The organism is Streptomyces coelicoflavus, assembly GCF_003112555.1.
Taxonomy (GTDB): domain Bacteria; phylum Actinomycetota; class Actinomycetes; order Streptomycetales; family Streptomycetaceae; genus Streptomyces; species Streptomyces coelicoflavus.
The window spans coordinates 880,821-906,436 of the sequence record NZ_BEWB01000002.1 but is presented as its reverse complement, the minus strand read 5'-3'; the positions used below and the strand labels follow the sequence as shown (position 1 = coordinate 906,436).

The following is a 25,616-nucleotide window of genomic DNA, read 5'->3' as shown; positions in this document are numbered from 1 at the left end:
CTCACCCTAACCGCAGACCTCCCGCCGTCAGCCGGCCCGCTGGAAGACGGCGACCGTACGGGCCGGCACGGTGAACGTGCCGGTCTTCGCCGCGTACGCCGACTCCTTCACCACCGGGTCCGCGCCCGCCGCCTGCACCGGGTGCAGGCGGTAGCCGGTCCCGGCCGCCGCGCCGACGCGCTGTTCCTGCTTCTCGGGCGTGGCGTTGAAGACGACGACGAGGTCGCCGAGGCTCATGGTGATCACCCCGGGTGTCTCGTCCTCGCCGGAGAGCGGGAAGGAGAGCTGGGACTGCACCTGCGCGGTCGTGGCGAGGGAGAAGTCCTTCTCGCCGCTGCGGATCCTCAGCAGGTCCCGGTACGCCGCCGAGGCGCCGTTGATCTGCGGGCAGCCGACCCGCACGGTGTCCAGCAGGGGCTTGGCGTAGGGCCACTTGTCCTGGTTGTCGGCGGCCGGCGGCAGTCCCCGGCCGAAGCCGTTGCCGTCGGCGCAGTTCCAGTGCAGGGCGTTGAACCAGTCGCCGCTGTCGTAGGAGTTGCGGTCCAGCGACTTGGAGCGCAGCAGGTCGGTGCCCGCCTGGGAGAGCGCCGGGCCCTGCGAGAGGGTGGCGGTCGCCATGGCGAGGACCTGCATGCGGGCCCGGTCGTCGGCGGAGGTGTCCTTGGGCAGCTTGAAGGCGAGCGCGTCGAAGAGGGACTCGTTGTCGTGGGCGTCGGCGTAGGCGAGGGCGTCGCCGGGTGCCGCCGCGTATCCGGCGGGGGCGCCGTTGTAGTCGACCTCGGAGCCCTTGACCTCCTTGCCGTCGGTGTCGGTGAAGGCGTAGTCGGCGAGGTTGCCGGTCAGGCCGACCTTGATCAGGTCCTGGTAGTGCAGGAGGCGGGCCTTCTGCTCGGCCTCGGTGCCGTTGGCCTTCGAGGAGTTGGGGTCGGTGTAGAGGCCGGAGGCGAAGCCCTGGACGCCGGGGTCCTCGTCGAAGGGGCCGCCGCCGCGCACGGCGTCGCGGGCCCGGTCGGAGAAGGTGGCGATGCCGGTGCCGGCCATGTTCTTCTGGGTGGCCTGGACGAAGCGGGCGTCGTCGGCGACCTCGCCGAAGTTCCAGCCCTCGCCGTACAGGATGATCTTCTTGCCGTCGACGCCGTCCTTCTTGAGCGTCAGCTCGTCCAGCGCCTTGCGGACCGCGAGGATGTTGGCCTTGGGATGGTGGCCCATGAGGTCGAAGCGGAAGCCGTCGACCTTGTACTCCTTGGCCCAGGTGACGACCGAGTCGACGACGAGCTTGCCCATCATGGCGTTCTCGGTGGCGGTGTTGGAGCAGCAGGTGCTGTTGGCGACCGATCCGTCGGCGAGCAGCCGCTGGTAGTAGCCGGGCACGATGCGGTCGAGGACGCTGGTCTTCGCCTGGCCGCTCGCGGCCGTGTGGTTGTAGACGACGTCCATGACGACGCGCAGGCCGTCGTCGTTGAGGGCCTTGACCATCTTGCGGAACTCGACGGTGCGCCCGGTGCCGTCCGGGTCGGTGGCGTAGGAGCCCTCGGGGACCGTGTAGTGGTACGGGTCGTAGCCCCAGTTGAAGGCGTCCTTGGCGGCGGCCTTCGTCACGCACTCCTGCTGCTTGTCGGAGTCGGCCGGGTAGGCGGCGAGGTCGCAGTCGGGCACCGTCTGCTCGGACTTCTTCTCGGGGATGGTGGCGATGTCGAAGGCGGGCAGCAGGTGCACGTAGGAGGTGCCGGCCTCGGCCAGCTCGCGCAGGTGCTTGGAGCCGTCGCTCTTCTCGTCGGTGAAGGCGAGGTAGGTGCCCCGGTGGTCCGCGTCCGCCGTCGGGTCGGCGACGGAGAAGTCGCGGATGTGCAGCTCCTGGATCTGCGCGTCCCGCAGCGGGACGGCCTCGGGCTTGCGGTAGTGCTCCCAGCCGCGCGGGGCGAGGGAGCGGTCGTCCAGGTCGACGACGAGGCTGCGCTCGGAGTCGGTGGTCAGGGCGAGGGAGTACGGGTCGGTGACCTTGTTGGTGACGACCTCGCCCGCGGTGGGCGCCCAGACCTTCACCGCGTACCGGTAGGCCTTGCCCTTCCAGGACTTGGGACCGGTGACGGACCAGACGCCGGAGGCGTCGTTCCGGCGCATCCGCACCGTGCGGTCGCCGATCTCCAGCTTCACGTCCTGCGCGGTCGGCGCCCACACGGACAGGGTGGGCCTGCCGTGGTGGAAGACCGGACCGAGGTCGGCCCCGGTCGCCCGGTCCGCGTACAGATCGTCCAGGGCGCCCGCGGTCTGTACGCCCGTCGCCGCGAGCAGGGCGCCGGTGGCGGTGCGCTGGGAGGCGACGACCTGGCCGCGCAGGGCCTCGCGGACCCGGTCGCGGTCGCGCGGGTCGACGGACCAGGCGGTGTACTCCTTCAGGTGCGGGAACTTCGCCTTCTGGGCGTCGGTGAGGGCGCTCTTCGTGAGGCGGAGCCACTGCTGGTCGTCGCCGGTGAGCCGGCCGTCCTCGGCGGCGACGGAGCCGGTGCGGGAGGCGAGCAGCTGGGTGGAGGCGGCGCCGTCGGAGCCGTTCCAGGCGACGGTGTTCCGGTCGATCCACACCGCCTTGGAGGTGGTGAGGTCGACGGCCGCCGCCGAGCCCGCGGGCTGCGGCAGCAGGTACTCCTCCTGGCCGCTCAGCAGCCACACCTCGTGGCCGTCGGCCTTGAGGTCGAGGGCCTGGTCGGTGGGCAGGTCCTTCTCGTCGCCCTTGTGGACGATGTAGCTGAGGCTGCTCGCGCCCTCGGTGAGGGGCACCTCGAAGACCGCGCCGTAGGGGTCGGTCCCGACCGGCTGGAGCGGCTTCGCCCAGTCGGTGGGGTTCGCGGCGTCGCCCCAGACGTGCAGGCCCCAGCCGTCGTAGTTGCCGTCGGCGCGCTTGTAGTGCAGTACGGCCTTGGTGGTGTCCTGGGCCGGGTACTCGGGCCGCTCCGTGGCGACCTGCTCCTTGCCCTGCTCGATCCACACCTCGCCGGTCTCGGTGACGTCGATGGTGCGGTCGGCGGCGACGTCCTTGTTGCCGTCCTTGTCGATGACGAGGAAGCCGACGTTCGACGCGCCGGGCTTGAGCTTGACGTGGGCGAAGGCGCCGTAGGCGTCGCGGCCGGTGAAGGGGTGGGTCTCGGGCCAGGTGGTCGCCTCGCCGTCGGCGAGGTCGCCCCAGGCGTACAGGCCCCAGTCGTCGTAGCTCCCGTCCGCGCGCTTGTAGTGCACGACTGCGTAGTCCCGGGAGGCGGCGGTGGGCACCTCCTCGGCCGGCGGGGTGCCGGTGCTGGAGGCGGCCGTGGCGCTCGCGGTGCGGCCGGCCGAGTCGACGACGACCGCCTTGTAGCGCAGGGCCGTACCGGCGGGGGTGTCCGCGTCGACGGTGTGGGTGACCTTGTAGGGGGCGTGGTCGGCGGTGCCGAGGGTGCGCCACTTGCCGTCGCCGGTCTGGGCGGCGAAGACGACGCGGTTGAGCTGTCCGCCCGCGACGTCGGCGCTCAGCTCGACGGTGCCGGTGGCGCCGGGGTCCGGGGCGCGGAGGGTGATCGTCGGCTCGGCGGCGGGCGCGGCGAGCCGCCCCGCGGCCTTGAGGACGACGGCCGACCGGGCCGGGACGGTGACGGTGACCTTCTTGTCGGCGCCCGACTTCACGGTGTCGTCGGTGCCGTAGACGCCGCGGAAGGTCATGTGCGCCGAGCCGGTGGCGAAGGTGGCCGACTTCGCGGCGTCCGCGTTGTTGAAGGCGACGACGTACTCGGTGCCGGTCTTCGCGTCGGTGCGGGAGAAGGCGTAGATCCCGGCGCCGTCGGCGGCGTAGCGCTCGGTCTGGACGCCGTCGGCGAGGGCCGGGTTGGCCCTGCGCAGCTCGGCGAGGGCGCTGATCTGCCGGTAGAGCGGGGCGCTCGTGTCGTAGGCGGCCTCGGCGTGGGTGCGGTCGGTGCCGAGCTGGTCGTCGTCGAGGTAGTCGGCGGTGCGGGAGGCGAACATCGGCTGGCGGGCGTCCTTGTCGCCGCCGGCGCCGGTGAAGCCCTGCTCGTCGCCGTAGTAGATCACCGGGTTGCCGCGGCTGAGGAACATCAGCTCGTTGGCGAGCTTGTCCTTCTTCAGCAGTTCGGCGTCGGTGGCCTCGGGGTCGTCCTGCTTCAGGAAGGTCCCGATGCGGCCCATGTCGTGGTTGCCGAGGAAGGTGACCTGCTCGTACGCGTTGGCCTTGTCGGTCGTGTACTTGTAGTCGTCGCCGAAGACGGAGGCGAGCTTCTGCGCGCTGCCGCCCTGGGAGGCGTAGGCGCGGGCCGCGTCCTGGAAGGGGAAGTCCAGGGTGGAGTCCAGGCGGCCCTGGGTGACGTAGGGCGCGGTGACGGAGGTGTCGGCGGAGTAGACCTCGCCGAACATGAAGAAGTCGTCGCGGCCCTTCTTGGCGGCGTAGGCGTCCAGCGCGGTCGCCCACTGGGTCCAGAACTCCATGTTGACGTGCTTCACGGTGTCGATCCGGAAGCCGTCGATGGCGAAGTCCTTCACCCACCGCTGGTAGATCTTCTCCATGCCGCCGACGACCTCGGGACGTTCGGTCCACAGGTCGTCGAGGCCGGAGAAGTCGCCGTAGGTGGCCGACTCGCCGGCCCAGGTGGAGTCGCCCCGGTTGTGGTACATCGCCGGGTCGTTGAGCCAGGACGGCACCTTGAGCTTCTTCTTCGCGGCCGGGACCGTCGGGGTGCGCGGGAAGGAGCCGGCGTCCACGCGGGGGAAGCGGCGCTCGCCGTCCGCGTAGTCGGCGTCGTCGAAGGGCTTTCCGTCCTTGGTCAGGTAGGGGAAGGCGCCCTTGGAGAGGTAGTCGTAGGACTTCTCCTCGTAGTCGACGACGTCGGCGGTGTGGTTGGTGATGACGTCGAAGAAGACCTTCATTCCCTTGGCATGGGCCTTGGAGATGAGGTTCTTCAGGTCCTGGTTGGTGCCGAAGTGCGGGTCGACCTGGGTGAAGTCGGTGATCCAGTACCCGTGGTAGCCGGCCGAGGCGTCCTTGCCGGTGCCCTGGACGGGCTGGTTCTTGAAGATGGGCGCCATCCAGATGGAGGTGGTGCCCAGCCCCTTGATGTAGTCGAGCTTCTCGGTCAGGCCCTTGAGGTCGCCGCCCTGGTAGAAGCCCTTGTCGGTGGGGTCGTAGCCGGTGGTGAGCCGGGTGCCGGTCAGGCCGCCCTTGTCGTTGCGGGTGTCCCCGTTGGCGAAACGGTCCGGCAGGACGAAGTAGAACTGCTCACGCGTCAGGTCGTGGCGTGCGGCGGTCTTCGCCAGCTTCGCGTCGGACGGGGGCGCGGGCGGGGCGTCGGCCCGCGCGGCGAGCGGGGGAAGCAGAGCGGCGGCGAGCGCGGTCACGGTGACGGCCGCGACCCGTCTCACTCGTGCGGTACGGCGCGCGACAGGCACCGGCCATCTCGGTATCACAGGCGTGAGCTCCTTGCGAGTACGGCTCGTTCGGGTCCGACCCCGGCGAGACCGTAGCGCTGTCGCAAGTCTTGCGGCAAGGCCCGTGAAAGTATCGGCAAGAACTTTCACGACCGTCGGTCGTGCTGCCGCTCGGCGTCCGGGGCGGTGGTCCACAACTCCTCGTCGTCGTGCACCTCTTCGCTCGGTTCCATGCCCAGCGACCGGGCGATCCCGGCCGATGCCCGGTGATCCGGGTGCACATGGGCCACGAATCGCGCCACTCCCCACTCGCGCAGCCACAGCGCCATGACGGCGGCGGCCTCCTTGCCGTAGCCCTCGCCCTGGAAGTCGTGACCGACGACCCAGGCCAGCTCGGCCTCGACCCGGTCGGGGCCGGTCCGGTGGAGCGTTGCCTGCACGGTGCCGACCAGCCTGCCGTCGGTGTGCCGGCGCAGCATCCAGTTCAGCCAGCCCTGCCGGCCGTCGGGCGAGTGGCCCACGGCCTGCCGTCGATAGCGCCGCCGCAACTCCTCGCGGGTGGGCGGCGAACCGCCGATCCACCGGTGCAGGCGGACGTCGTCGAGGAAGTCCACCGCTTCGCGGGCGTGTGCGACCGTCAGGGGTTCCAGCCGCAGTCGGGCTCCCCGCAACGGGGCGGCGACCGGCCAGGAGTACGTCTCGGACATGGGGTGTGTCTACCGCACACCGGTCGCCGAGGGCCCGCCACTTCCTCGTCCGGCGAGTGGCGGGCCCTTGGGCGGGGCGGGCGGGGGAGCGTCAGGCGCGGGTCCACCACACCGTCGTGTCCGCCGGCACCTTCGCCTCGCCGGCCGCCTCGGTGATCTCACCGCTGGCCAGCAGGACGCGCCCGTACGCGGGCATCGCGACCGACTCGCCGGTGGTGTTGGCGACGCACACGAAGTCGCCGCGCCGGAAGGCGACGACGCCCTCGGGGGCGCGCAGCCACTCCACCGCGTCGCCCGCGCCGAGGTCGGCGGTGGCGCGGCGGACGGCCAGGGCCTCGCGGTACAGCTCCAGGGTGGAGCCCGGTGTACCGGTCTGCGCCTCGACGCTCAGCTCGCCCCAGCCCGCCGGCTGCGGCAGCCAGCTGCCGCCGTCGCCGAAGCCGTACGAGGAGCCCTCGCGGGTCCACGGGATCGGGACGCGGCAGCCGTCGCGGAAGCCGTCCTGGCCCGCGCCCCGGAAGTAGGCCGGGTCCTGGCGGACCTCGTCGGGCAGGTCGACGACGTCCGGGAGGCCCAGTTCCTCGCCCTGGTAGACGTAGGCCGAGCCGGGCAGGGCCAGCATGAGGAGGGTGGCGGCGCGGGCGCGGCGCAGGCCCAGTGCGCGGTCGCCGGCCAGGCGGATCTGGGTGCCGAGGCCCGCCGGGTTGGCGAAGCGGGTGGCGTGCCGGGTGACGTCGTGGTTGGAGAGGACCCAGGTGGCGGGGGCGCCGACGGGCCGCATGGCGTCGAGCGTCCGGTCGATGACCGTGCGCAGCTCCTCGGCGTCCCAGTGGGTGCCCAGGTACTGGAAGTTGAACGCCTGGTGCAGCTCGTCGGGGCGGACGTAGTTGGCGGTGCGCTCGACGGTCGGGGTCCAGGCCTCGGCGACGAAGATGCGCTCGCCGGAGTACTCGTCGAGGATGCGCCGCCACTGGCGGTAGATGGCGTGCACGCCGTCCTGGTCGAAGAACGGCATGACATCGTTGCCCAGCAGCTTCAACTGCTCGTGGGATCCGAGGTCGGGCAGGCCCTCCGCCTTGACCATGCCGTGGGCGACGTCGATGCGGAAGCCGTCCACGCCCATGTCCAGCCAGAACCGCAGGATGGAGCGGAACTCGTCGCCGACGGCCGGGTGCTCCCAGTTGAAGTCGGGCTGCTCGGGGGCGAAGAGGTGCAGGTACCACTCCCCCGGCGTGCCGTCGGGCTCGGTGACCCGGGTCCAGGCGGGGCCGCCGAAGACGGACTCCCAGTCGTTGGGGGGCAGTTCGCCGTTCTTCCCCTTGCCGGGGCGGAAGTGGTAGCGGTCCCGGGAGGGGGAGCCGGGGCCCTCGGCGAGGGCGCGCTTGAACCACTCGTACTGGTCGGAGGAGTGGTTCGGCACCAGGTCGACGATGATGCGCAGGCCCAGCGCGTGGGCGTCGCGGATCAGCGCGTCGGCGTCCAGGAGGGTGCCGAACATGGGGTCGACGGCCCGGTAGTCGGCGACGTCGTAGCCGGCGTCGGCCTGCGGGGAGGCGTAGAAGGGGCTGAGCCACACGGCGTCCACGCCCAGGTCGCACAGGTACGGCAGGCGGGTGCGGGCACCCTCCAGGTCGCCCATGCCGTCGCCGTTGCTGTCGGCGAAGCTGCGCGGGTACACCTGGTAGATGACCGCGTCCCGCCACCAGTCGTGGCGCTCGGAGACGGTGGCGACGGCGGAGGTGGGGGCCGGTGCGGCGGAAGGCTGCTGGCTCATGTCGTCCTTGGTACGTAGCGAAACGAAGCGAAACGGAGCGGAACGGAGTCGGGGCGTCGGTGGCGGAAGGGGCGGCCGGCCGCGGTGCAGCGGGGTCGGATGGGCACCGCGGCCGGACGTTTTCCGGGGCGGGCGGTCAGCCCTTCGTGCCGCCCGCGGTGAGGCCGGTCACCAGGTTCTTCTGCACGAGGTAGAAGAACGCGGAGACGGGTATCGCGACGAGCACGGCGGTGGCCGCCATCAGGTTGCGCTGCGCGTCGTGCTCGCTGACGAAGCTCTGCAGTCCGACGGCGAAGGTGTACTTCGTGTCGCTCAGCATGAACGTCGAGGCGAAGGCGACCTCGCCGAACGCGGTGATGAAGCTGTAGAAGCCGGCGACCGCGAGGCCCGGCCGGGCCAGCGGCAGGATCAGCCGGAAGAAGGTGCCGAACGGGCTCAGCCCGTCCACCCGCCCCGCCTCGTCGATCTCGAACGGGATGGTGTCGAAGTAGCCCTTGAGCAGCCAGGCGCAGTACGGCACCGCGGTCGAGCAGTAGACGAGGATCAGGCCCAGGTAGCTGTCGATGAGCTGGAGCTTCGACAGGAGCTGGTACATCGGCACGATCAGGACGGCGATGGGGAACATCTGCGTGACCAGCAGGACCCACATGAGCTTCCGGTAGCCGGGGAAGCGCATCCGCGAGACCGCGTAGCCGGTCGTCGCGGCGACCAGCACGCCGATGACGGTGGTGCCCAGCGAGACGAGCAGCGAACTCTTCAGCCAGTCGAAGAAGTTGGTGTCCTGGAGCACGAACGCGTAGTTGTCGAAGGTCATCTTCGACCAGATGCGGCCGGGGTGCAGGTAGTCGTTCTTGTCCGGGCCGAGGGAGAGGAAGACCAGCCAGGCCACCGGGAAGAGCGCGACGAGGCTCGCGAGGGTCAGGACGCCGTGCGAGGCGAGGGACGCGGCGCGGCTGCGTTCGCCGCGGCGGCGCACCTTGCGCGGCGGTGCGGTGGAGGCGGTGACCTGCTCGGCGGGGGCCTTGGTGGGCGCGGTGCTTGTACTCATGGCGGCTCCTGCCTCAGTTCGCGAGCTGCTGCTCATTGCGGTTCAGCCAGCGGCGGTAGAAGGAGGTGAAGACGATCAGGATGGCCAGCAGCAGGATGCCGTAGGCCGCGGACTGCGCGAAGTCGCGCGGCTGCTGTCCGAAGCCGAGCTGGTACGCCCAGGTGACGAGGATCTGCGCGTCGGGGGCGGTGTTGCCGAACAGCAGGAAGATCACGGCGAACTGGTTGAAGGTCCAGATGATGCCGAGCAGCACGACCGTGGAGCTGACCGAGCGCAGTCCGGGCAGGGTGACGTAGCGGAAGCGCTGCCAGGCGTTGGCGCCGTCCATCTCGGAGGCCTCGTAGAGGCTGTTGTCGATGGACTGGAGGCCGCCGAGGAGCGAGACCATCATGAACGGCACACCGCACCAGGTGTTGACCATGATCGCGGAGAAGCGCTGCCAGAAGGTGTCCTCGAGCCACGCCGGCGTCGGCAGGTGCAGCCAGTCCAGGGCGGAGTTGACGATGCCCGCGTCGGCGAGCATGAAGCGCCAGCCGAAGACGGTGACGAAGGTGGGCACGGCCCAGGGCAGGACCAGGATCAGCCGGTAGAGGGTGCGGCCGCGCAGCTTCTGGTTGAGCAGCAGGGCGAGCCCGAGGCCGATGAAGAAGTGCAGGCCGACGCAGACGGCCGTCCACACGATGGTCCAGATGAAGTGCGACCAGAAGCGGTCGTAGGCCGTCGGGCCCCACAGGATGTCGGCGTAGTTGTCCAGGCCGACGAACTTGTAGGTGGCCTCGATCTCGTTGACGCCGATGGTGCGGGCGCTGTTGAGGCTGTTGGCGTCGGTGAGGGTGAGGTAGAGGCCGTAGCCCAGCGGGTACAGCACGAGGACGCCGATCACGACGGCCACCGGCGCGATCATGGCGTAGGCGTACCAGTGCTTCTGGTAGCCGTCTTTCAGACGCCGGCCGAGGCCGGGCCGCGGGGTGCGGTCACCGCGGCGCTTGCCGGTCGCGCGGTCGATGGCGACTGTCATGGTTCGACACCTTCGGGAGCGATCATCGGGAGGATCGGAGGATCAGGGGTGCGGCGCACGGCCGGTGGCCGCCGGGTCCCTCCCCTCCGGTGGGGACCCGGCGGCCACCCGGGCTCACTTGCTGAAGTCCGGCACCAGCTTGGCGATCGCGGTCTCGGCGTCGCCCAGGCCCTCGTCCAGGGACTTCTTGCCGCCGGCGATCTGCGGCAGTTCGTCGTCCAGCGGCGTCCACAGCGAGCTGTACTCGGGCAGCGCCGGGCGCGGCTGCGCGGCGGGCAGGACCGTCTGGAAGCCGGCGATGCCCGGGTCGGCCTTGACCTTGTCGGTGTAGGCGTCGTCGCGGGTCGGCAGCGTGGAGTTCTTCAGGGCGACGGCCTCCTGGGACTTCGCCGAGGTCATGAACTTCACGAACTTCAGCGCCGCCTCCTGGTGGGCCTTGTCCGATCCGGCGTAGACCGACAGGTTGTGGCCGCCGGTCGGGGCGCCCGCCTTGCCGGTGGAGCCGGCCGGGACGGTGGCGATGCCGAGGTTGTTCTTGTCCTTGAACGCCGAGCCCTTGTAGAAGTTGGTGATCTCCCACGGGCCCTGGATGATCGAGGCGACCTTGCCGCTGACGAACGCCTCCTGGATGTGGGCGTAGGTGTCCGCGGTGGTGTCGGCCTTGTGCAGGCCCTTGCCGTCGAAGAGGCTCAGCCAGGTGCCGTAGGCCTTCTTGGCCTCGGGCGAGTTGACGGTGACCTTCTTGGCGTCGGCGTCGACCGTGTCGGTGCCCTCGCCGTAGAGGAACGGCTGCGCGTAGTAGCCGGCCGTGGAGGCCCAGTAGCCGTCGGCGCCGGTCTTGTCCTTGATGGTGGCGGCGGCCTTCTTCAGGTCGTCCCAGGTCTTGGGGACCTCGACGCCGGCCTTCTTGAACAGTTCCTTGTTGTAGACGAAGGCGAGGGTGTCGGTGACCAGCGGCACGCCGTAGGTCTTGCCCTCGTACTTGGCCTGCTCGATCAGGTTGGGCTGGAACTTGTCCTGCTCGGCGAGGGCCTCGGTGCCGTCCAGCGGCAGGAAGAAGCCCTTCTTGGCGAAGGCGGGCGTCCAGCCGACCTCGGAGCGCAGCACGTCCGGGGCACCCTTGGAACCTGCGGCGGTGTCGAACTTGTTCTGCGCCTGGTCGAAGGGCACGTTGACGAAGTTGACCTTGACGCCCTTGTTGGCGGCCTCGAACTCCTTGACCAGGGCCTTGTAGGTCGGCGCCTCGTTGGTCGCGTTGGAGGTGTCCCAGTAAGTGATGGTGACCGGTCCGCCCGACTCGCTGTCGCTGTCGCCGTCCCCGCCGCACGCCGTCGCCGCGAGGGCGAGGGACGCCACCAGAGCGGTGGCCGCTATGCCACGCCGCATGAGTTCTCCTTGAGGGTGAAAGCCCGTGTGGTGCAGGGTGCGGGCCCGTCCGCCGCTCCTGCCGACACCGACCGCGTCCTTGCCGCCGTCGGGCGACGTGAACGTAACAGCGTTGAAAGCCCGCCGAAAGGTCTTGCAGCAAAAATGTGCAAGAGATCTCCGAAGTTATCCGGGCGTGACCTCTCGGCGACCGTCATGAGACGCTTGTTTACGGGGCCCGAGCGGTATCGGGCCGGTTGTGCAAGACTCTGCAAGTTCTTGCCGCCACTTTCTCGAGGGAGCGCGATGACGCAGCAGCCCGCGCCGGGCCGTCCGGCGGGCCGTCCAACAGGCCGCCCACGGCGCCCGATCGGTGTGCAAGGGGGCGGCCGACAGGTACAGTCCACCCCTGTGACCACACGGCTTGCCGACATCGCCGCCCAGGCGGGAGTGAGTGAAGCGACCGTCAGCCGCGTCCTCAACGGGAAGCCGGGCGTCGCCGCCACCACCCGCCAGTCCGTGCTCGCCGCCCTCGACGTGCTGGGCTACGAGCGCCCGGTGCGGCTGCGGCAGCGCAGCGAGGGCCTGGTCGGTCTGATCACCCCGGAGCTGGAGAACCCGATATTCCCGGCGCTGGCCCAGGTCATCGGCCAGGCGCTGACCCGCCAGGGCTACACGCCGGTCCTCGCCACCCAGACGCCGGGCGGCTCCACGGAGGACGAGCTGACCGAGATGCTGGTCGACCGCGGGGTCGCCGGCATCATCTACGTCTCCGGACTGCACGCCGACACCACCGCCGACATGCAGCGCTACGAGCGGCTGCGCGCGCAGGGCGTGCCGTTCGTCCTCGTCGACGGCTTCTCGTCGCAGGTGCAGGCGCCGTTCATCTCCCCCGACGACCGGGCCGCGATGAGCCTCGCGGTCACCCATCTCGTCTCGCTCGGCCACACCCGGATCGGACTGGCCCTCGGGCCGAAGCGGTTCGTGCCGGTGCAGCGCAAGATCGAGGGGTTCGTGCGCACCGTCCAGGAGCAGTTGGGCCTGACCGCCGAGACCGTGGAGAAGGAGCTGGTCCAGCACTCGCTGTACACCCTGGAGGGCGGTCAGGCGGCGGCCTCGGCGCTCATCGGGCGGGACTGCACGGCGGTGGTCTGCGCCAGCGACATGATGGCGCTGGGCGCGATACGCGCGGCCCGGCAGCTGGGCCTGGACGTGCCCAAGGACGTCTCGGTGGTCGGCTTCGACGACTCGCCGCTGATCGCCTTCACCGACCCGCCGCTGACCACGGTCCGCAAGCCGGTCCCGGCGATGGGTCAGGCGGCGGTGCGCACCCTCCTCGAGGAGATCGGCGGGACACCCGCCCCCCACAGCGAGTTCGTGTTCATGCCCGAGTTGGTGGTGCGCGGCTCGACGTCGTCGGCGCCCGGCGAGCGCGTCCGGCCCTGATCCTGCCCCGGCCCTCCTCCGGGTGCCGGCTCCGGGGCGGATGCGGGTCGGGCCGGCCTGGGGGATGATCGGTGGGAGACGGCTTTTCTGGCAGACTTCATGCCTATGGGTGACGCGATCATGAGGACTCGAGAACGCCTGGAGGACGGCGTTCCGCGCCCCGTCACCGAGACGACGGGGAAGGGCCCCCTGCGTCGGCTCCGCGCCCCGCGCCGGCCCCGCCTCTGGTTCGAGATCCTGCTGATCGCGCTCAGTTACTGGACGTACTCCCTCGTCCGCAACGCGGTGCCGGAACAGCGGACGGCGGCGCTGCGCAACGCCGACTGGATCTGGCGCGTCGAGCAGCAGCTCGGCATCGCCGTCGAGGAGACCGTGAACCACGCCGTCAACTCGGTCACTTGGCTCGTCGTCGGCATGAACTACTACTACGCCACACTGCACTTCGTGGTGACTCTGGGTGTCCTGGTGTGGCTCTACCGGAGTCATCCCGGCCGCTACGCGGCGACCCGGCTGGTCCTCTTCGCGACCACGGGCGTCGCCCTGGTCGGCTACTACCTGTATCCGCTCGCCCCGCCCCGGCTGATGAACGGCGGCCACTTCATCGACACCGTGATGGTGCACGAGACGTGGGGGTCGATGGCGTCGGGGGACCTGAAGAACATGTCCAACCAGTACGCCGCGATGCCGTCGATGCACATCGGGTGGTCGGTGTGGTGCGGGCTGACGATCTTCGCGCTGGCGTCGGTGCCGTGGGTGCGGGTGCTGGGGCTGGTGTATCCGGCGCTGACGCTGGTGGTGATCGTGGCCACGGCGAACCACTTCTGGCTGGACGCGGTGGGGGGTGTGGCGTGTCTGGCGTTCGGGTTCGGGATGGCATTCGTCCTGTACGGGAGGTTGCCTTACGCGTTGCCCCGGATGGTGCCAGTCGCCGCACGGCGGAGGGTGTGGTTGCCGGGGCGGGCTTGAGGGGTGCCCGGCACGAGAGTGGCCGGGGAGTGGGTGCGCAGCCCGGCGCAGCGGGGTGCCCGGCACGAGAGTGGCCGGGGAGTGGGTGCGCAGCCCGGCGCAGCGGGGTGCCGCCTGCGCCCACCCGTGCCGCCCCAGCGGCACGACTGCCCGCAGTTTGGCTACGCGTAGAACAGGTCCTCCACCACCGTGCGGGCGCGGCGGGCCGTGCGGCGGTATTCGTCGAGCATGTCGCCCGCGTGGCCCGAGCCGTGGCCCAGGTAGCGGCCCACGGCCGCCAGCTCGCGCGGGTCGGTGGGGAAGGTGTCGCCGGCCCGTCCGCGGACCAGCATCACCGCGTTGCGGACCCGTGTCGCCAGCACCCACGCCTCGTCGAGCGTGGCGGTGTGCTCCTCCGAGACCAGCCCCGCGTCCCGGGCGGCGGCCAGCGCCGTGCGCGTCCCCGTGGTCCGCAGCCCGGCGATCTCGTGCCCGTGCCGGAGCTGCATCAGCTGCACGGTCCACTCCACGTCGGAGAGCCCGCCCGGCCCCAGTTTGGCGTGCAGCTTGGGGTCCGCGCCGCGCGGCAGCCGCTCGGACTCCATACGGGCCTTGAGCCGCCGGATCTCCCGCACGGCGTCCTCGGTGAGCCCGCCCGCCGGGTAGCGCAGGGGGTCGATCAGCCCGATGAAGCGCCGACCCAGGTCCTCGTCGCCGGCGACGAACTCGGCGCGCAGCAGGGCGTGCGACTCCCACCCCAGTGACCAGCGCCGGTAGTAGGCCTCGTACGACTTGAGGGTCCGCACCAGGGGCCCGGACCGGCCCTCGGGCCGCAGGTCGGCGTCGATCAGCAGCGGCGGGTCGGCGCTGGGCACCTGGAGCAGGCGGCGCATCTCGGCGACGACCTTGTTGGCGGCGTCGCCCGCCTCCCGCTCGTCGACCCCGTCGCGGGGCTCGTGCACGAAGAGCACGTCGGCGTCGGAGCCGTAGCCCAGCTCGTGGCCGCCGAAGCGGCCCATGCCGATGATCGCGAACCGGGTGGGCAGGACGTCGCCCCACTTGGCCCGCACGACCGCCCGCAGCGTCCCCGCGAGCGTCGCCGCCGTCAGGTCGGACACCGCGCCGCCGACCAGGTCCACCAGGGCGCCCTGGTCGGCCTCGACGGGCTGGGCCTCGGTGCCGTAGGAGCCGACGATGTCGGCGGCGGCCGTGCGGAACAGCTCCCGGCGCCGTACGCCGCGCACCGCGGTGACGGCCTGGACGGCGTCGTCGGCGCGGCGGACCGCGGCGAGGGTCTCCTGCTCCAGCGGGGCCCGGCCGCGCGGCCGCAGTCCCCCGGCGACGCCGTCGCCGAGCAGCGCGACCGCCTCCGGGGCCCGCATCAGCAGGTCGGGGGCGAGCCGTCCGGCGGACAGCACGCGGGCGAGGTTCTCGGCGGCGGCGCCCTCGTCCCGCAGCAGTCTGAGGTACCAGGGTGTCTTGCCGAGCGCGTCGGAGACCTTGCGGAAGTTGAGCAGCCCGGCGTCGGGGTCGGCGGAGTCGGCGAACCAGCCGAGCAGGACGGGCAGCAGGGTGCGCTGGATGGCGGCCTTGCGGGTAACGCCGGACGCCAGCGCCTCCAGGTGCCGCAGGGCGGCGGCCGGGTCGGCGTATCCGAGGGCGACCATGCGCTCGCGGGCCGCCTCGGGGCTGAGCCGGGCCTCGCCGGGGGCGAGCTGGGCGACGGCGTCGAGCAGCGGCCGGTAGAACAGCTTCTCGTGCAGCCGGCGGACGACGGAGGCGTGCCGTTTCCAGGCGCGCAGCAGTCCGGTCACCGGGTCGGTGCGCAGGCCGAGCGAGCGGCCGAGGCGGCGCAGGTCGGCCTCGTCCTCGGGCACGAGGTGGGTGCGGCGCAGCCGGTGCAGCTGGATGCGGTGCTCCATGGAGCGTAGGAAGCGGTACGCCTCGTCGAGCTGGGCGGCGTCGGTCCGGCCGACGTAGCCGCCCGCGGCGAGGGCCTCCAGCGCGTCCAGGGTCGTGCCGCTGTGCAGGGAGGTGTCGGCCCGCCCGTGCACCAGCTGGAGGAGCTGTACGGCGAACTCGACGTCCCTGAGGCCGCCGGGGCCGAGCTTCAGCTGGCGGTCGACCTCGGCGACGGGAATGGTCTCCACCACCCGGCGGCGCATCTTCTGCACGTCCGGGACGAAGTTCTCGCGGTCGGCGGCCTGCCACACCAGGGGCTGGAGGGCGGCGACGTACTCGGCGCCGAGGCCGGGGTCGCCGGCCACCGGGCGGGCCTTGAGCAGCGCCTGGAACTCCCAGGTCTTGGCCCAGCGCTGGTAGTAGGCGACGTGGCTGCTGAGGGTGCGCACGAGGGGGCCGTTGCGGCCCTCGGGGCGGAGGTTGGCGTCGACGGGCCAGATGGAGCCCTCGACGGTGGTCTCGGAGCAGATCCGCATCATGTGCGCGGCCAGCGAGGTCGCGGCCCGCATCGCCTTGGTCTCGTCGGTGTCCTCGCCGCCGACCGGGCTCTCCACCGCCTCGCCCACGAAGATGACGTCGACGTCGGAGACGTAGTTCAGCTCGTGTCCGCCGCACTTGCCCATCGCGATCACCGCGAGCCGGCACCGCGCGGCGTCCTCGGGCGCGGCGGCCTCGGCGAGGGCCAGGGCGGAGCGCAGGGTGGCGGTGGCGAGGTCGGCCAGTTCGGCGGCGGTCTCGGCGACGTCGATGGTGCCGCACACGTCGCGGGCGGCGATGGACAGCAGGCAGCGCCGGTAGGCGACGCGCAGGGACACCGGGTCGGTGGCCTCGGCGAGCCCCCGTTCGAACTCCTCGACCCCGCGGTGCAGGTCCCGCGGCTCGTACGTCACCAGGGCCTGCCAGTCCCCGGCGTGCCGGGCGAGGTGGTCGCCGAGCGCCTCCGACGCGCCGAGGACCCCGAGGAGACGGTCGCGCAGCGGCTTGGCCGCTATCAGGGTGTCCAGCAGCTCCTGGCGGGCGGTGGGGTCGGGCTGCGCCTCCAGAAGCCGGACCAGTCCGTGCAGGGCGAGGTCCGGGTCGGCGGTGGCGCCCAGCGCCTCGAGCAGGACGGGGTCGGCACGCAGCTCGGCCAGTTCGGCGCCGTCGAGCAGCCGTTCGGCGGCCGAGGGGTCGGTGAAGCCGTGCCGCAGCAGCCGCGTGAAGGTACTGCTCCTGCGCCCCGGCGCCGTCATCTCGGCCTCCTGTCGGACTGCGGGGCACGTGGGCCCGGTCGGATCAAGGTCGTACGGGCTGAGCGTAGCCGGGGAACGGCGCGCGGGCGCCGGGACGTACCGCTCCCGCTTTCCGTTGGACCACCCCAGACTCGTACGATATCTTGTACAAGCCGAGGAAGGGAGGCACTGGTATGTCCATCACCGCCAGCGAAGCCCGTCAGAATCTGTTCCCGCTGATCGAGCAGGTCAACGAGGACCACGCCCCGGTGCACATCACCTCCCGCAAGGGGAACGCCGTGCTCATGTCCGAGGAGGACTTCACGGCGTGGACGGAGACGGTGCATCTCCTGCGCTCACCCAGGAACGCCCGCCGGCTGCTCGACTCCATCGCGGAGGCCGAGGCGGGCGACGCACGGCAGCGTGAGCTGATCGACCCGGACCCGGCCCCGGAGCGGGCGTGAGGATCACTTTCACGTCCCACGGCTGGGAGGACTACGTCCACTGGGCCGAGAGCGACCGGAAGGTGACCAAGCGGATCAACAGGCTGATCAACGACATCACCCGTGACCCGTTCAAGGGCATCGGCAAGCCGGAGCCGCTCAAGGGCGACCTGTCGGGCTACTGGTCACGGCGCATCGACGACACGCACCGTCTTGTGTACAAGCCCACCGACGATGTCCTGATCATCGTCCAGGCGCGCTACCACTACTGACACCCGCGACCGACGAAAGCCCAAGGAGTCATGCCATGGACTTCACGCTCGAAGTCATCCCGCTGCCCGTGACCGACATCGACCGCGCCCGGGACTTCTACCGGGACAAGGTCGGCTTCCACGTCGACATCGACCAGGAGGTCATGCCGGGCATGCGGATCGTCCAGCTGACGCCTCCGGGCTCCGGTTGTTCGATCGCCCTCGGCGACGCCATCTGGGACATGGCGCAGGGGCAGACCCGGCCGGAACCGGGCTCGTACCAGGGCCTCCAGCTCTGCGTCGCCGACATCAAGGCGGCCCACGCGGAGCTGACCGCGCGCGGCCTGGAGGTGTCGGAGCCGGTGCAGTACGCGCCGGACGACGGCGCGACCTTCATGTACTTCAAGGACCCGGACGGCAACGGCTGGGCGGTCCAGGAGTACCGGCGCCGCGTGGCGGAGCCGCTGCACAAGGTGCTGGCGGACCTCAAGCGCGAGGGCTGACCGGCCGGCGCGCCTGCCCGGCGGGGCGGGTCGGCGCGCCGGACGCCCCTCACCTCTGCGGCTTCGCGTCCCGCTCGGCCAGCAGGTCGGCCATCAGCCGGATCTCCGACTCCTGCGACGCCACCATCCCCTGGGCGAGCCGCTTCTCCACGCCGACCGTGCACCTCTCGACGCATCCCTTCGCCATGTGGACGCCGCCCTTGTGGTGCTCGGTCATCAGCTGGAGGTAGAAGACCTCGGCCCGCTTCCCGTTCAGCGTCCCGAGCTTCTCCATCTGGGCGTCGGTGGCCATCCCCGGCATCAGCGAGCCCTCGCCCGCGGAGGGCGCGTCGCCCATGCCCATCCAGGTCATCGGCGGGTCGGACGACACCTTGGGCAGCGCCCACAGGTCGAGCCAGCCGATCATCATGCCGCGCTGGTTGGCCTGGGTCTGCGCGATGTCGTACGCGAGCCGCCGCACCTCCTCGTCGTCGGTGCGGTCGCGCACGATGTACGACATCTCCACGGCCTGCTGGTGGTGGACCGACATGTCGCGGGCGAACCCGGCGTCCGCGGAGTCGGCGGCCGGGACCCGGCTGCCGCCGTCGTCCCCGGCGACCGCGTAGGTGATGCCGCCGGCCGCGACGAGCACCGCCGCCGCGGCCCCCGCGATCCAGCCGGCCCGTTTCGGGGTCACTGGGACAGCCCGTTGGTGCACGCGGCCCCCGGCTCGGGGGTCTGCTCGCCCTGGACGAACTTCTCGAAGAACTTGTCCACGTTCGGGTCGTCGGCGCCGGTCACCGTGCGCTGGTGCCCCCAGGCGGACAGCATGATCGGGTCCTTCTGCCCCTCGTCGGGGCTCATCAGCGAGTACGGCGTCTTCTTGACCTTGGCGGCCAGCTTCTCGACGTCGGCCTCGGGCGCCTTGTCGTTGTACGTCACCCAGACGGCGCCGTGCTCCAGGGAGTGCACGGCGTTCTCGTTGTTCAGCGGCTTGGTGTAGACGTCGCCGTTGCAGTTCATCCAGACCTGGTTGTGGTCGCCGCCGACGGGGGGCTCGACGGGGTAGGTGACCTTCTCGGTGACGTGGTTGCGCCCCAGGTCGCCCTTCCAGGTCCGTACGCCGTCCGCGCCGGTCTCGAACTTGCCGGAGGTCTTGCCGTCGGACGCCGTGTCGTCGGAGGAGCCGTCGGACTGCGACCGGACGAGGAAGACGCCGCCGACCACGAGACCGGCGACCACCACGGTGCTGAGCGTGATCGCGAGGATCCGGTTGCGGCGGTTGCGGGACTCCTCGGCACGCCGCATCTCGGCTATGCGGGCCTGTCGCGCCGTGCTGCTGCTCTTCTTGGCGGAACCCATGGGGTGTTGCCCTTCTGGGAAGTGTTCGGGAGACGGAGGAGCGTGAGGTCCGCTGATCGTAATGGCGCGAGGCCGGTCCTTCGTAGGGCGGGCGCCGGATCCGTCCCGGCCGGATCCCAGGAATGGCCCGATCGAACAGGTGGCCTCTACGCTGCGGTCACGGGGTGGGCCGGCCCAGCGAGGTCCGCAACGCGTACGTAACGGCGCTGTGGTGTGATGCTCAGGTGCCCGACCGCCTCCCGCCGTACCGGAGACAGGCGGCCTGACCAGCAAGGATGGGGAAGCGGAAGATGGACAAGCAGCAGGAGTTCGTGATCCGGACGCTGGAGGAGCGCGACATCCGGTTCGTACGCCTGTGGTTCACGGACGTGCTGGGCTTCCTCAAGTCCGTCGCCGTGGCCCCGGCCGAGCTGGAGCAGGCCTTCGACGAGGGCATCGGCTTCGACGGCTCCGCGATCGAGGGCTTCGCCCGGGTCTACGAGTCCGACATGATCGCCAAGCCGGACCCGTCGACGTTCCAGGTCCTGCCCTGGCGGGCGGAGGCCCCCGGCACGGCCCGCATGTTCTGCGACATCCTGATGCCGGACGGCTCGCCGTCCTTCGCGGACCCGCGCTACGTCCTCAAGCGCGCCCTGGCCCGCACCTCCGACCTGGGCTTCACCTTCTACACCCACCCCGAGATCGAGTTCTTCCTCCTCAAGGACAAGCCGGTCGACGGCTCGGTGCCCACCCCCGCCGACAACTCCGGCTACTTCGACCACACCCCGCAGAACATCGGCATGGACTTCCGGCGCCAGGCCATCACCATGCTGGAGTCGATGGGCATCTCGGTGGAGTTCTCCCACCACGAGGGCGCCCCCGGCCAGCAGGAGATCGACCTGCGCTACGCGGACGCGCTCTCCACCGCCGACAACATCATGACGTTCCGCCTGGTGATGAAGCAGGTGGCCCTCGAGCAGGGCCTCCAGGCGACCTTCATGCCGAAGCCGTTCTCGGAGTTCCCGGGCTCGGGCATGCACACCCACCTCTCCCTCTTCGAGGGCGACCGCAACGCGTTCTACGAGTCCGGCGCGGAGTACCAGCTCTCCAAGGTGGGCCGCTCCTTCATCGCGGGCCTGCTCCGCCACGCCGCCGAGATCTCCGCGGTCACCAACCAGTGGGTGAACTCCTACAAGCGCATCTGGGGCGGCACCGAGCGCACCGCCGGCGCGGGCGGCGAGGCCCCCTCCTACATCTGCTGGGGCCACAACAACCGCTCGGCCCTGGTCCGCGTCCCGATGTACAAGCCCGGCAAGACCGGCTCGGCCCGCGTCGAGGTCCGCTCCATCGACTCCGGCGCCAACCCGTACCTGACCTACGCCGTCCTCCTCGCCGCCGGCCTCAAGGGCATCGAGGAGGGCTACGAGCTCCCGCCGGGCGCCGAGGACGACGTCTGGGCCCTCTCCGACGCGGAGCGCCGCGCCCTGGGAATCGAACCCCTCCCCCAGAACCTGGGCGAGGCCCTCGCCCTGATGGAACGCAGCGACCTGGTCGCCGAGACCCTGGGCGAGCACGTCTTCGACTTCTTCCTCCGCAACAAGCGGCAGGAGTGGGAGGAGTACCGGTCGCAGGTGACGGCGTTCGAGCTCAGGAAGTCGCTGCCGGTGCTGTAGGCGGGCCCCACACGTGGGGCGTGGTCACCGCGCCGCACCCGTGTAGCGGGCGTGCTGGTTCCGTGTGTGCAGCGTGTCAGGGTGATCGGGTCCGAGCACCCGAGTGCGGTCGCGCACCAGGTCGGCGTACAGATCCCGCGCGGCCGCGGCGTCGCCCGCCGTGCCGGTGTAGCGGGCGTGCTGGTTCTGCGCGTGCAGGGTGTCAGGGTGGTGAGGTCCCTGCACCCGGGCGCGGTCGCGCACCAGACCGGCGTACAGGTCTACGCCGACGGCCGGGTCACCCGCCTCAGCCGTGAAGTACGCGTGCCAGTCCCGCGCCCGGAGGGTCTCCGGGTCGTCGGAGCCCAGTGCCCGGGTGCAGTCCCGCACCAGGCCGGCGAAGAGATCCCGCGCGGCGGCCGCGTCACCTGCCTCGCCCACCGCCTGGGCTTCACGGGTGCGCTCCCGCAGGTCCGTCGTCATCGGACGGGTCGTAGCCGATGGCCGGGGCGGGGCGGTCGAAGCGGTGGATGCCGGACCGAAGCCCTCGATCACCGCAAGCGCCTTCGCGGGGAGCTACTGCCATGGCGCAGTTCACGGATACGTGGCTGCCGGGAATCCGTGAACCCTGGTGGAACGCAGCCATCTGGTCTCCAAACCCGTGCGGCGGGCGTCATGTCTGGCGGCGGGGAGATCACCACCTCGGCCGTCGGCTGCGGCTCAGGAATCTGGCGTGATCGTGGTGGGAGAGCAGGGTGTCGGGGTGGTCGGGACCGAGAACGCGTTCCTGGTCGGCGGCGAGTTGCGCGAAGAGCCGTGCGGCCTTGAGGTATCTCCCGGCCTCGCCCAGGTAGCGGGCACGGTAGAAGCGAGAGCGGAATGTGTCGGGATGGTCGGGGCCCAGAACGCGCGCACGGTCGGCGGCGACACCGGCCAAGAGCCGTGCGGCCTTGAGGTATCTCCCGGCCTCGCCCAGGTAGTGGGCCCGGTAGTAGCGGGAGCGCAGGGTGTCGGGATGGTCGGGGCCCAGAACGCGCGCACGGTCGGCGGCGACATCGGCGAAGAGCTCCACCGCCTCCAAGCGGACCCCCACGAGGCCGAGGTTGTGCGCCTCTTCGTGACGACAGAGCAGGGTGTCGGGGTGGTCGGGGCCGAGGACCTGCGCGTGGTCGGCGGCGACTTCCGCGAAGAGCTCCACCGCCTCGGCGGGGCGTCTCATGCTGATGCGCAGCGCTTCCTCGAACCGTCTGGTCAGCTCGTTCTCCGGGGCGGGTCCTATTGTGGTGGGTGCGTCATGGACGGGGTCGGAGAGCTGGGTGTAGGGCGCGGTGGGGGTGGTGGACCGCTGCTGGATGAGGGTGGTCACGCCCGCGGGCCAGAGTGAGGTATCGGAAGCATCGTCCGGCGGGTCCCAGTGTGCGGTGATCCGGTCGAGCACCTGAGGGAGGGTGGGCCGCTCGTCCGGGCTCTTGGCCAGGCAGGCGGCGGCCAGGTCGTGGAGCGGTCCGTGGACGGCGTCCAGGCGCGGCTCCTCGTTGACCACGCGGTGGAGGATCGCCCAGGGCTGCCCCTGGCCAAACGGCTCGATGCCGCCGGCGGCGTAGGCGAGGACCACCCCGAGGGAGAACACGTCGCCGGCCGGCCCGACCCGACCGCCCTGGGCCTGTTCGGGGGACATGAAGCCGACCGTGCCGATTATCATCCCGGTGCTCGTCAGCGCGGTGCCCTCCAACGTGCGGGCGATCCCGAAGTCGATGACCCGTGGCCCGTCCGCCGCCAACAGGACGTTCGCCGGCTTCAGATCCCGATGCAGCAGCCCTTTGGCGTGGATGGCCTGCAACGCCTCCGCCAGGCCGGCTGCCAGCCCCCACACCGACCGTTCCGGCAGCGGGCCGGCCTCGGCCACGGCTTCGGCCAGGTCCGGGCCGGGGATGTAGGCAGTGGCGATCCACGGCGGGTCGTCCTCCGGCCCGGCGGCCACCACGGGGGCGGTGAACGCCCCACCGACCGCCTCGGCCGCCGCCACCTCCACGGCGAAACGGGCCCGGAACTCCCGCTGCCCCGCCAGGTGCGGGTACACCATCTTCACCGCTACCGAGCGGCCCCCCGGCGACCGGCCCAGGAACACCTCACCCATCCCGCCGGCGCCCAGCCGACCCCGCAACACGAAGCCACCCACCCGCTCCGGATCTCCCGCCCTCAGCGGCTCCACCCCGAACCCCCTTCTTCCGGCGCCAAATGCGCGGCTCCCCGGACGTGCTCCGGGGCCGTGAAACCCTGGGGTGCCCCTCGCCTGCGTGGAAGCCCTGGTCACTGCGCCCGCCGCCGGGCTGTCCCGGAGTCGATCACTCAGAGCCCGTCAACGGTCACCGGCACATCCGTCACACAGCTCCCACTACGCGAACTGGCCCTTCCCAGCCCGTCGTTGCCGAGTTCCGCCACTCAACATCACGTGCGACTCCGGCGCCACCGGACCGGTCAACGGTCACGAACCACCGTCCCCCTGACGGTGTTACTCCCCCTGAGGGGCGCACGCCCGGGGGCAACGACAAAAGTCCCCCGGACCTGCACACCCTCATCGCACGGTCGTACGACAACGCTGTGACGGAACGGCGGGCTCTCCGGGGCTCAAGCCTGTCCCGTGACGGCCACGAAAGCCGACCACGCCGCCCGGGCGACGGAGAGGCGGGGGGCGTGGGGGCGCTTGGAGTCGCGGATGTGGATGGTGGCAGGGGTTATCGCCACCTCGACGCAATCGCTGGGGTTGCTGCTATCGCTGTAGCTGCTCGTGAACCAGAGCAGGTCGGTGGTGTCTTCAGGCTCGGTACGATTCATGTCTCCCTCAGCAGTTGTTCGATGAATGCGCTTGACTCCCGGGCGGTCAGAGCCTCGGCCCGGATGATTCCATAGCGCAGTTCGAGGATGCGCAACTGACGGGGATCGGTGACGGGACGGTTGTCGAACTCGTCGTCGGCCCGGCCCACGGCCGTGCCGTCCCCGAACTTGAGCACTTGGATCCGCCCGCCTGTTCCCGGGTGGTCACCGCGAGATGTCGGCATCACCTGAACCTCGACGTGCCGCAACCGTGCCACCTCCAACAGGTGCTCGAGTTGCCTGAGCAGGACCATCTTGCCGCCTACGGGGCGCCGGAGCGTCGCCTCTTCCTGGACGAAGCTGAGTTCCGGAGCCGGGTCCCGGTCGAAAATCGTCCTGCGGGCCATCCGTGCGGCGACCGCCCTGTCCAGTTCTCCCTCCGACAGCGCCGGTCGCCGCGTGTTCAACAGGGCACGGGCGTACTCGTCGGTCTGGACGAGACCGTGCAAATTGTGGGTGGCGTACGAAAGAGACTCGACCGCCCGCGACTCCAGCTTCGCCAAGTCCCGCACCTGCTTGGGGTACCGGACCCGCTTCACGTCCTCCCAGGCCGCGGCGACGAGGCCGCCCGCGTCGAGGACCTGGTCCGCCTTCTCCAGGTACTCCCGCCGGGGGATCCGCTTCCCGCCCTCCACCTTGTAGACGAGATCCTCGCCGTAGCCGACTGCCACCGCGAAGTCGCCCACCCGCATGCCCACCGCCTCGCGGCGCAGCTTCAGCTGCCGCCCCACGGTGGTGAGGACGGCCACGCCCCACTCGTCGTCCGGGTCGACCTCCCAACCCGGCTCGTCCGCCCCGCCGTTCCCCGACATACGCACTCCTCCGTCGTACGCGTCCTATCGCGATGGGCGTCACGCTAAACGGAACGGCAACGCCGCGTGACCGGATACGGGCGCCCCGTCACCCGGACGTGCGCAACGGCCCCGGGCCTCACGGCCGTCGAACGGCTCAATGTGCGGCGGTGGGTTCGACGCACCCTGTCTCTGGATAGTGTCCGTTGACCTCGACCCACGTGCGTGAGGTGCTCACGGCACCGGAGACGCAGGCGGACTCACCGACGTAGACGCCGAAGACGCTTCCTTCGGCCGACGCGGTTCCGGAAGCTCCCGTCGTGCGGTTCCGGACTTCGACTCGCCAGGGGACGGCGATGTCTTCGAGAACCGGCAGCAGCTGCTCGGGAGAGATCTGTCCACGTTGCTGCTGCACCTCGAGAGCGGCCTTGACGTCATCGGCCATGGCGAGGGCCGCCCCCTTGTCCTTGCGTGCCATCGTTCCTGACCGGCGAGCCGCGCCGTTGTCCCCGTAGTCGGGCGGGGAATCCCCCGGGGGCGGGTGGGGGGCCGTGGCAGACGGGGGTACCGAGTCGACCTCCGGCGTCCCGTTCATGTTGGAGAAGAGGTCGTCCCCGCAACCAGCCAGAGCCAGCGGGGCGACAGCGACACAAAGGACGGCGACCGTCTTGCGCGAAGGCATGGCCTCAGTGTTCCGGACACCTCGGGATCTCGACTGAGTACGCATACCTAGGCCGCACGCCGTACCCGTGCCGCGGGCGCCGATGTGTCACACCCCCGTGAGCCGGACCCCGACCCAGGACCGGTCCCGGAAAGCCCGTGAATCTCCACAGCGTTCATCGCTCGGTCGCACGGTCGGGGCGTGCCGGCGGCCCACCGGCCGGACCGGGGCGCGGCGCGGCG

20 protein-coding genes are annotated in these 25,616 nt (G+C 70.8%); 6 read left to right on the top strand and 14 right to left on the bottom strand.

Translation table 11 applies throughout. The features are described 5' to 3' along the window. Positions 1 to 27: 27 nt before the first annotated feature. The 6 genes from pulA to Sco07f_RS04230 all read right to left on the bottom strand — a co-directional run bounded on the left by pulA (position 28) and on the right by Sco07f_RS04230 (position 11,336). The gene (gene pulA / locus Sco07f_RS04255) at positions 28 to 5,442 is read right to left on the bottom strand and encodes a pullulanase-type alpha-1,6-glucosidase (RefSeq protein ID WP_167468008.1); all 5,415 of its coding nucleotides are present in this window, start codon (positions 5,440 to 5,442) and stop codon (positions 28 to 30) included. 107 nt (positions 5,443 to 5,549) lie between these two features. Continuing rightward, positions 5,550 to 6,110, bottom strand: coding sequence for a GNAT family N-acetyltransferase (locus Sco07f_RS04250; protein ID WP_108986984.1), 561 nt, complete (start codon positions 6,108 to 6,110; stop codon positions 5,550 to 5,552). A gap of 91 nt (positions 6,111 to 6,201) precedes the next feature. After that, the gene (locus Sco07f_RS04245; protein ID WP_087791254.1) at positions 6,202 to 7,884 is read right to left on the bottom strand and encodes a glycoside hydrolase family 13 protein; all 1,683 of its coding nucleotides are present in this window, start codon (positions 7,882 to 7,884) and stop codon (positions 6,202 to 6,204) included. A gap of 136 nt (positions 7,885 to 8,020) precedes the next feature. Beyond that, positions 8,021 to 8,932 (bottom strand): sugar ABC transporter permease, encoded by a 912-nt coding sequence (locus tag Sco07f_RS04240; protein ID WP_007388382.1) that lies wholly within the window; start codon positions 8,930 to 8,932, stop codon positions 8,021 to 8,023. Positions 8,933 to 8,945: 13 nt separating this feature from the next. Further along, positions 8,946 to 9,950, bottom strand: coding sequence for a carbohydrate ABC transporter permease (locus Sco07f_RS04235; RefSeq protein ID WP_054102100.1), 1,005 nt, complete (start codon positions 9,948 to 9,950; stop codon positions 8,946 to 8,948). A 114-nt stretch (positions 9,951 to 10,064) separates the two neighbouring features. Continuing rightward, on the bottom strand, positions 10,065 to 11,336 hold the full coding sequence (locus tag Sco07f_RS04230; protein ID WP_108986983.1) for an extracellular solute-binding protein: 1,272 nt from the start codon (positions 11,334 to 11,336) through the stop codon (positions 10,065 to 10,067). Between the two features lie 390 nt (positions 11,337 to 11,726). On the opposite strand from Sco07f_RS04230, the gene Sco07f_RS04225 reads away from it, so the two are divergent. Then, positions 11,727 to 12,761 carry a LacI family DNA-binding transcriptional regulator gene (locus Sco07f_RS04225; protein ID WP_108986982.1) on the top strand — a complete coding sequence of 345 codons (1,035 nt, stop codon included), beginning with the start codon at positions 11,727 to 11,729 and terminating at the stop codon, positions 12,759 to 12,761. 99 nt (positions 12,762 to 12,860) lie between these two features. Further along, positions 12,861 to 13,727, top strand: coding sequence for a phosphatase PAP2 family protein (locus Sco07f_RS04220; protein ID WP_373558671.1), 867 nt, complete (start codon positions 12,861 to 12,863; stop codon positions 13,725 to 13,727). Positions 13,728 to 13,888: 161 nt separating this feature from the next. Here Sco07f_RS04220 and Sco07f_RS04215 read toward each other — a convergent pair whose 3' ends face one another. Then, positions 13,889 to 16,900, bottom strand: coding sequence for a bifunctional [glutamine synthetase] adenylyltransferase/[glutamine synthetase]-adenylyl-L-tyrosine phosphorylase (locus Sco07f_RS04215; RefSeq protein ID WP_108986981.1), 3,012 nt, complete (start codon positions 16,898 to 16,900; stop codon positions 13,889 to 13,891). 173 nt (positions 16,901 to 17,073) lie between these two features. Here Sco07f_RS04215 and Sco07f_RS04205 point away from each other — a divergent pair, with 173 nt between their 5' ends. The 3 genes from Sco07f_RS04205 to Sco07f_RS04195 are packed head-to-tail and all read left to right on the top strand — an operon-like array spanning position 17,074 to position 18,076. Further along, a complete protein-coding gene (locus Sco07f_RS04205) occupies positions 17,074 to 17,343 on the top strand; it encodes a type II toxin-antitoxin system Phd/YefM family antitoxin (RefSeq protein WP_087791240.1) in 270 nt (89 codons plus the stop codon). Next, a complete protein-coding gene (locus tag Sco07f_RS04200) occupies positions 17,340 to 17,594 on the top strand; it encodes a Txe/YoeB family addiction module toxin (protein ID WP_108986980.1) in 255 nt (84 codons plus the stop codon). The genes Sco07f_RS04205 and Sco07f_RS04200 overlap by 4 nt, the downstream gene beginning before the upstream one ends. Positions 17,595 to 17,629: 35 nt before the next feature. Further along, a complete protein-coding gene (locus Sco07f_RS04195; RefSeq protein ID WP_108986979.1) occupies positions 17,630 to 18,076 on the top strand; it encodes a VOC family protein in 447 nt (148 codons plus the stop codon). A gap of 49 nt (positions 18,077 to 18,125) precedes the next feature. On the opposite strand, the gene Sco07f_RS04190 is transcribed toward Sco07f_RS04195, so the two are convergent. Together Sco07f_RS04190 and Sco07f_RS04185 are read right to left on the bottom strand one after the other, a co-directional pair. Further along, on the bottom strand, positions 18,126 to 18,752 hold the full coding sequence (locus Sco07f_RS04190; protein WP_108986978.1) for a DUF305 domain-containing protein: 627 nt from the start codon (positions 18,750 to 18,752) through the stop codon (positions 18,126 to 18,128). Continuing rightward, complete coding sequence (locus tag Sco07f_RS04185) at positions 18,749 to 19,417, bottom strand: thioredoxin-like domain-containing protein (RefSeq protein WP_054102096.1); 669 nt, start codon at positions 19,415 to 19,417, stop codon at positions 18,749 to 18,751. The genes Sco07f_RS04190 and Sco07f_RS04185 overlap by 4 nt, the downstream gene beginning before the upstream one ends. A gap of 290 nt (positions 19,418 to 19,707) precedes the next feature. Between Sco07f_RS04185 and glnA2 the strand changes: the two genes are divergently transcribed. After that, positions 19,708 to 21,069 (top strand): gamma-glutamylpolyamine synthetase GlnA2, encoded by a 1,362-nt coding sequence (gene glnA2, locus Sco07f_RS04180; protein WP_007448924.1) that lies wholly within the window; start codon positions 19,708 to 19,710, stop codon positions 21,067 to 21,069. Positions 21,070 to 21,093: 24 nt separating this feature from the next. Here glnA2 and Sco07f_RS04175 read toward each other — a convergent pair whose 3' ends face one another. From Sco07f_RS04175 to Sco07f_RS04155, 5 genes are all read right to left on the bottom strand, one after another. Beyond that, complete coding sequence (locus tag Sco07f_RS04175; RefSeq protein WP_244941980.1) at positions 21,094 to 21,531, bottom strand: tetratricopeptide repeat protein; 438 nt, start codon at positions 21,529 to 21,531, stop codon at positions 21,094 to 21,096. A gap of 211 nt (positions 21,532 to 21,742) precedes the next feature. Beyond that, complete coding sequence (locus Sco07f_RS04170; RefSeq protein WP_369695753.1) at positions 21,743 to 23,215, bottom strand: serine/threonine-protein kinase; 1,473 nt, start codon at positions 23,213 to 23,215, stop codon at positions 21,743 to 21,745. A gap of 461 nt (positions 23,216 to 23,676) precedes the next feature. Then, entirely contained in the window at positions 23,677 to 23,883 is a 207-nt protein-coding gene (locus Sco07f_RS04165) for a DUF397 domain-containing protein (RefSeq protein WP_087791234.1), read from the bottom strand. After that, complete coding sequence (locus Sco07f_RS04160) at positions 23,880 to 24,734, bottom strand: helix-turn-helix domain-containing protein (RefSeq protein WP_108986976.1); 855 nt, start codon at positions 24,732 to 24,734, stop codon at positions 23,880 to 23,882. Before Sco07f_RS04160 ends, Sco07f_RS04165 begins: the two co-directional genes overlap by 4 nt. A 136-nt stretch (positions 24,735 to 24,870) precedes the next feature. Then, positions 24,871 to 25,191: a hypothetical protein gene (locus Sco07f_RS04155; protein ID WP_108986975.1), complete on the bottom strand. Its 321-nt coding sequence runs from the start codon at positions 25,189 to 25,191 to the stop codon at positions 24,871 to 24,873. Positions 25,192 to 25,616: the final 425 nt, after the last annotated feature.

Excerpts from the sequence above, each read along its gene's own strand:
- Sco07f_RS04155 (WP_108986975.1), bottom strand. The coding sequence starts at position 25,191 with ATGGCACGCAAGGACAAGGGGGCGGCCCTCGCCATGGCCGATGACGTC.
- Sco07f_RS04230 (WP_108986983.1), bottom strand. The coding sequence starts at position 11,336 with ATGCGGCGTGGCATAGCGGCCACCGCTCTGGTGGCGTCCCTCGCCCTC.
- Sco07f_RS04175 (WP_244941980.1), bottom strand. The coding sequence starts at position 21,531 with ATGACGACGGACCTGCGGGAGCGCACCCGTGAAGCCCAGGCGGTGGGC.
- Sco07f_RS04240 (WP_007388382.1), bottom strand. The coding sequence starts at position 8,932 with ATGAGTACAAGCACCGCGCCCACCAAGGCCCCCGCCGAGCAGGTCACC.
- Sco07f_RS04245 (WP_087791254.1), bottom strand. The coding sequence starts at position 7,884 with ATGAGCCAGCAGCCTTCCGCCGCACCGGCCCCCACCTCCGCCGTCGCC.
- Sco07f_RS04160 (WP_108986976.1), bottom strand. The coding sequence starts at position 24,734 with ATGTCGGGGAACGGCGGGGCGGACGAGCCGGGTTGGGAGGTCGACCCG.
- Sco07f_RS04185 (WP_054102096.1), bottom strand. The coding sequence starts at position 19,417 with ATGGGTTCCGCCAAGAAGAGCAGCAGCACGGCGCGACAGGCCCGCATA.
- Sco07f_RS04165 (WP_087791234.1), bottom strand. The coding sequence starts at position 23,883 with ATGAATCGTACCGAGCCTGAAGACACCACCGACCTGCTCTGGTTCACG.
- glnA2 (WP_007448924.1), top strand. The coding sequence starts at position 19,708 with ATGGACAAGCAGCAGGAGTTCGTGATCCGGACGCTGGAGGAGCGCGAC.
- Sco07f_RS04195 (WP_108986979.1), top strand. The coding sequence starts at position 17,630 with ATGGACTTCACGCTCGAAGTCATCCCGCTGCCCGTGACCGACATCGAC.
- Sco07f_RS04215 (WP_108986981.1), bottom strand. The coding sequence starts at position 16,900 with ATGACGGCGCCGGGGCGCAGGAGCAGTACCTTCACGCGGCTGCTGCGG.
- Sco07f_RS04250 (WP_108986984.1), bottom strand. The coding sequence starts at position 6,110 with ATGTCCGAGACGTACTCCTGGCCGGTCGCCGCCCCGTTGCGGGGAGCC.
- Sco07f_RS04235 (WP_054102100.1), bottom strand. The coding sequence starts at position 9,950 with ATGACAGTCGCCATCGACCGCGCGACCGGCAAGCGCCGCGGTGACCGC.
- Sco07f_RS04220 (WP_373558671.1), top strand. The coding sequence starts at position 12,861 with ATGCCTATGGGTGACGCGATCATGAGGACTCGAGAACGCCTGGAGGAC.
- Sco07f_RS04205 (WP_087791240.1), top strand. The coding sequence starts at position 17,074 with ATGTCCATCACCGCCAGCGAAGCCCGTCAGAATCTGTTCCCGCTGATC.